General features: G+C 31.7%; 5 protein-coding genes. 3 read left to right on the top strand and 2 right to left on the bottom strand.

Features of this window, described 5'->3' with window-relative positions; translation table 11 throughout:
* Nucleotides 1-400: 400 nt before the first annotated feature.
* Entirely contained in the window at nt 401-496 is a 96-nt protein-coding gene (locus ACFVU3_RS39905) for a type I toxin-antitoxin system Fst family toxin (RefSeq protein ID WP_002441941.1), read from the top strand.
* 267 nt (nt 497-763) lie between these two features.
* Here ACFVU3_RS39905 and ACFVU3_RS39900 read toward each other — a convergent pair whose 3' ends face one another.
* Together ACFVU3_RS39900 and hxlA are read right to left on the bottom strand one after the other, a co-directional pair.
* Nucleotides 764-1,282: a type 1 glutamine amidotransferase domain-containing protein gene (locus tag ACFVU3_RS39900; RefSeq protein WP_390073692.1), complete on the bottom strand. Its 519-nt coding sequence runs from the start codon at nt 1,280-1,282 to the stop codon at nt 764-766.
* Between the two features lie 87 nt (nt 1,283-1,369).
* Nucleotides 1,370-2,005: a 3-hexulose-6-phosphate synthase gene (hxlA, locus tag ACFVU3_RS39895; protein WP_034172882.1), complete on the bottom strand. Its 636-nt coding sequence runs from the start codon at nt 2,003-2,005 to the stop codon at nt 1,370-1,372.
* A gap of 45 nt (nt 2,006-2,050) precedes the next feature.
* On the opposite strand from hxlA, the gene ACFVU3_RS39890 reads away from it, so the two are divergent.
* Nucleotides 2,051-2,446: a winged helix-turn-helix transcriptional regulator gene (locus tag ACFVU3_RS39890; RefSeq protein ID WP_390073691.1), complete on the top strand. Its 396-nt coding sequence runs from the start codon at nt 2,051-2,053 to the stop codon at nt 2,444-2,446.
* A 219-nt stretch (nt 2,447-2,665) separates the two neighbouring features.
* Nucleotides 2,666-3,868 (top strand): malate:quinone oxidoreductase (locus tag ACFVU3_RS39885; protein ID WP_390073690.1); only part of this gene is annotated, 1,203 nt, incomplete at its 3' end.

Genomic DNA, 3,868 nt, shown 5'->3' with positions numbered 1-3,868 from the left:
TGTTTGAGATACTTTATTCAAAAAGTGATGAGTACAAAAATATTTTTATAGCAAAAATGTAAGTGTTTAATATAAAAAATATCACAAGAATTTATCAAACATGAGTAAGACATTTTTCATTTATTTATACTTTATAAGCAGTATGATAAATAATACAAGTGACCAATACGCGCTTTCTAAAAATCATAATTCGACTTAATTATGTACGCTAATATGACTTTGATTATGTTTTATGGCCACTAAGTAGACTTAATAATAAAGGTAACTTGTTTTTTTATAGATAATACTTTTGACATAAGTTCACTTATCGGAAGTGGATATGCTTACGTGTTTACAGATGATATAATAATAGAGTCGCCTTAACTTCCGGCGGTATTTTCGACGGAAGGAGGTGCTTAATATGCTTATGATCTTCGTTCACATCATTGCACCAGTCATTAGTGGCTGTGCAGTTGCGTATTTTACTTACTGGCTTAGTAGTAAACGTAATAAATAGAAGGCGACGTTAAGCCGCATCAAAAATCCCCTCACTACCACAAATAGTGAGGGGAATGGTGCATATATGCATATAATCTTCGTTAAATGTATTATAACATCATAGTGCATAGGAATGCAAAATATGTAATACGACGTTATGAATTATTTGATGTATATATGTTAATAAAATTGGAGCTTCAAAATTAATAATAAAAAACTATCGACAAAGTTTAGATCTTTGTCGATAGTCTAATCTATCAAATAATTATTTATAATGGATCTGAATTTATGCTTCTAATTGTTTAATAATCTCTCTATTGAAATCATCTAAGTCATCTGGTACACGACTTGTTACAATATTGTTGTCTACTACAACTGATTCATCAACAACATGTGCTCCAGCATTAGATAAATCTTTACGTACATTGATAACACCAGTTATTGTACGACCATTTAAATCATCAGTATCAACTAATAATAGTGGGCCATGACAAATTGCAAATGTTGGTACAACATTTTTAGTGAAGTATTTAGCAAATGTGCCGTAACGTCCTTCTTCATCACCACGTAAATGGTCAGGTGAAAATCCACCAGGAATTAATAAAGCATCATAAGTTTCTGGCTTAGCGTCTGCGATACTAACATCTACAGTTACTTTTTCACCATGTTTACCAACTACTTCATGATTAGCTGTATCACCAATAACTTCTGTCTTAAACCCAGCATTTTCTAGTGCCTCTTTTGGACTAGTTAATTCTATATCTTCAAATTCATCTGCTAAAATAATTGCTACTTTTTTAGTCATATTACAAATTACCTTTCAATTATAATTTTTAAATCTAGATATTATATACACTAAGAAGGAGGGAGTTTAAACATATATTAAAAATGGTTAAGCATTTCCATCAATTATATCACGACATTGTTTAGCAGCAGCTTTTGGATCGTCAGCGTTTGCGATGCCACCACCCACAATAATTAAATCTGGTTGTTCAACTGCCACTGATTTAATTGTATCGGGTTTGATACCACCTGCTACGGCTACTTTTGAATTTGAAATAACTGATTTAACAGTACGTAAACTTTCTAAAGGTGATACACCTTTAGCTTGTAAATCGTAACCCGTATGTACTGCAATATAATCAGCACCCATTTTATCTAATTCAGCTGCACGTTGTTCTAAATTTTGAACCGCGATCATATCAACTAATAATTCTTTGCCATGGTTATGTGCTTCTTCGATAGCACTTTTAATTGAAGCATCTTCAGAAACACCCAGAATTGTTACGATGTCAGCACCGAATTTTACAGCTTGACTTACTTCATAACTAGCAGCATCCATAATTTTCAGGTCTGCTAATACTTGTGTGTTAGTGACTGATTTACTCATATGTTCAACAGCAGATAGTCCTTCATTTATAACAATTGGTGTTCCAATTTCTACGATATCAATGAATTCCTCTACTTCTTGAGCTAATTTTGCTGCTTCTTTTTGGTCTAATAAATCGATTGCTAATTGTAATTTCATTAAAATTTCTCCTCTCTATCTTTTATAATGCTATTATGGTATTAGTTGTTTAGAATAGCAATACTGACATTTTTGTCACTATATAAAAATGGAGGATTCGTTTTGTTAATTGAATATAATAATAAAGAATTTTATACATCGAAAGATTTAGCCCTGTCTGTCATTGGTGGAAGATGGAAAATTGCCATTGTTTACCATCTTTTGCAGAGTAATCGTTTAAGGTTAAGTGAATTACAAAATAAACTACCTGATATCAACCAGCGAATGTTAATAAGACAACTTAGAGAACTAGAACAAGACAAAATTCTCGAAAGGACGGTCTATCCAGTAGTCCCTCCTAAAGTAGATTATAGATTGACTGAAATAGGACTAAAGCTTGATAAAGTAGTGTTTTCAATTTGTAATTGGGGAGATGATTTTCTAGATACAGTTAGAAAGTAATAATCATAGATAATGAGAGAACCTACAATTATCAGAAGTTTTCATCTAAAAAAGATATATTAAAGTTTTATAAATCTTTAACGCATCTTTTAGAGTTTTTTAGTTGCTTTTAAACCTATTCTTTTATGGAATAAGTCAGATTAAAAATGAGTATTTTTATTATAAGTTGAATTGTATTATACTACTACTTAGTTACAAAAAAAGGAAAGGGAATTATTTATGAATACTAAAGAGTCAAAAACAGTTGTCATTATTGGTGCTGGGGTATTAAGTACTACTTTTGGTTCTATGCTTAAAGAAATAGAACCTAATTGGAATATTAAACTATATGAACGTTTAGATCGTCCAGGGATTGAAAGTTCTAATGAACGTCATAATGCCGGAACTGGCCATGCTGCTTTATGTGAACTGAACTATACAGTAAGAAAGCCTGATGGTTCAATTGATATTGAAAAAGCAAAAGAAATTAATGAGCAATTTGAAATTTCAAAACAATTTTGGAGCCACTTAGTTAAAAATAAAAGTATTTCTAACCCTAAAGAATTTATTCAGCCTTTACCTCATATTAGTTTTGTGAGAGGTAAAAATAATGTTCAATTCTTAAAAGATCGCTATTATGCGATGAAAGATTTTCCGATGTTTGACAATATTGAATATACGGAAGATATTGAGGAAATGAGAAAATGGATTCCTTTAATGATGAAAGGGCATAATTCGAGTGACATTATGGCCGCTAGTAAAATTAATGAAGGTACAGATGTTAATTTTGGTGAGCTTACTCGAAAAATGGCTAAAAATATTGAACAACATCCGAGTGCTAATGTTCAATATAATCATGAAGTCATAGATTTTAATCATCGAAAAGATGGTAAATGGGAAGTTAAAGTACGTCAACGCAATAGTGGTGATGTGCAAACAGAACTTGCTGATTATGTATTTATTGGTGCTGGTGGTGGAGCCATTCCATTATTACAAAAAACAGGTATTCCAGAAAGCAAAAATTTGGGTGGTTTCCCAATTACAGGTCAATTCTTAATTTGTACTAACCCTGATACCATAGCTAAGCATGACGCTAAGGTATATGGTAAAGAGCCTAAAGGTACACCACCTATGACTGTACCTCACTTGGATACACGTTATATTGATGGTGAACGTACCTTATTATTTGGCCCATTTGCTAGTGTAGGCCCTAAATTCTTAAAAAATGGTTCGAATTTAGATTTATTTAAATCGATTAAGCCATATAATATTACAACACTTTTATCTTCTGCAGTTAAAAACCTTCCTTTAATTAAATATTCGTTTGATCAAATATTAATGACTAAAGAAGGGTGTATGAATCATTTACGTACGTTTTATCCAGAAGCACGTGATGAAGATTGGCAGTTATATACTGCTGGTAAACGTGTACAAGTCATCAAA

This window comes from Streptomyces sp. NPDC058052, assembly GCF_042885515.1.
Taxonomy (GTDB): Bacteria; Actinomycetota; Actinomycetes; order Streptomycetales; family Streptomycetaceae; genus Streptomyces.
Note: the sequence above shows the minus strand (reverse complement) of the source record. Positions and strands in the feature narration are given on the sequence as shown.

Bases quoted from the DNA above. Each gene is read 5' to 3' on its own strand.
- ACFVU3_RS39905 (WP_002441941.1), top strand. From the start codon at position 401: ATGCTTATGATCTTCGTTCACATCATTGCACCAGTCATTAGTGGCTGT.
- ACFVU3_RS39900 (WP_390073692.1), bottom strand. From the start codon at position 1,282: ATGACTAAAAAAGTAGCAATTATTTTAGCAGATGAATTTGAAGATATA.
- hxlA (WP_034172882.1), bottom strand. From the start codon at position 2,005: ATGAAATTACAATTAGCAATCGATTTATTAGACCAAAAAGAAGCAGCA.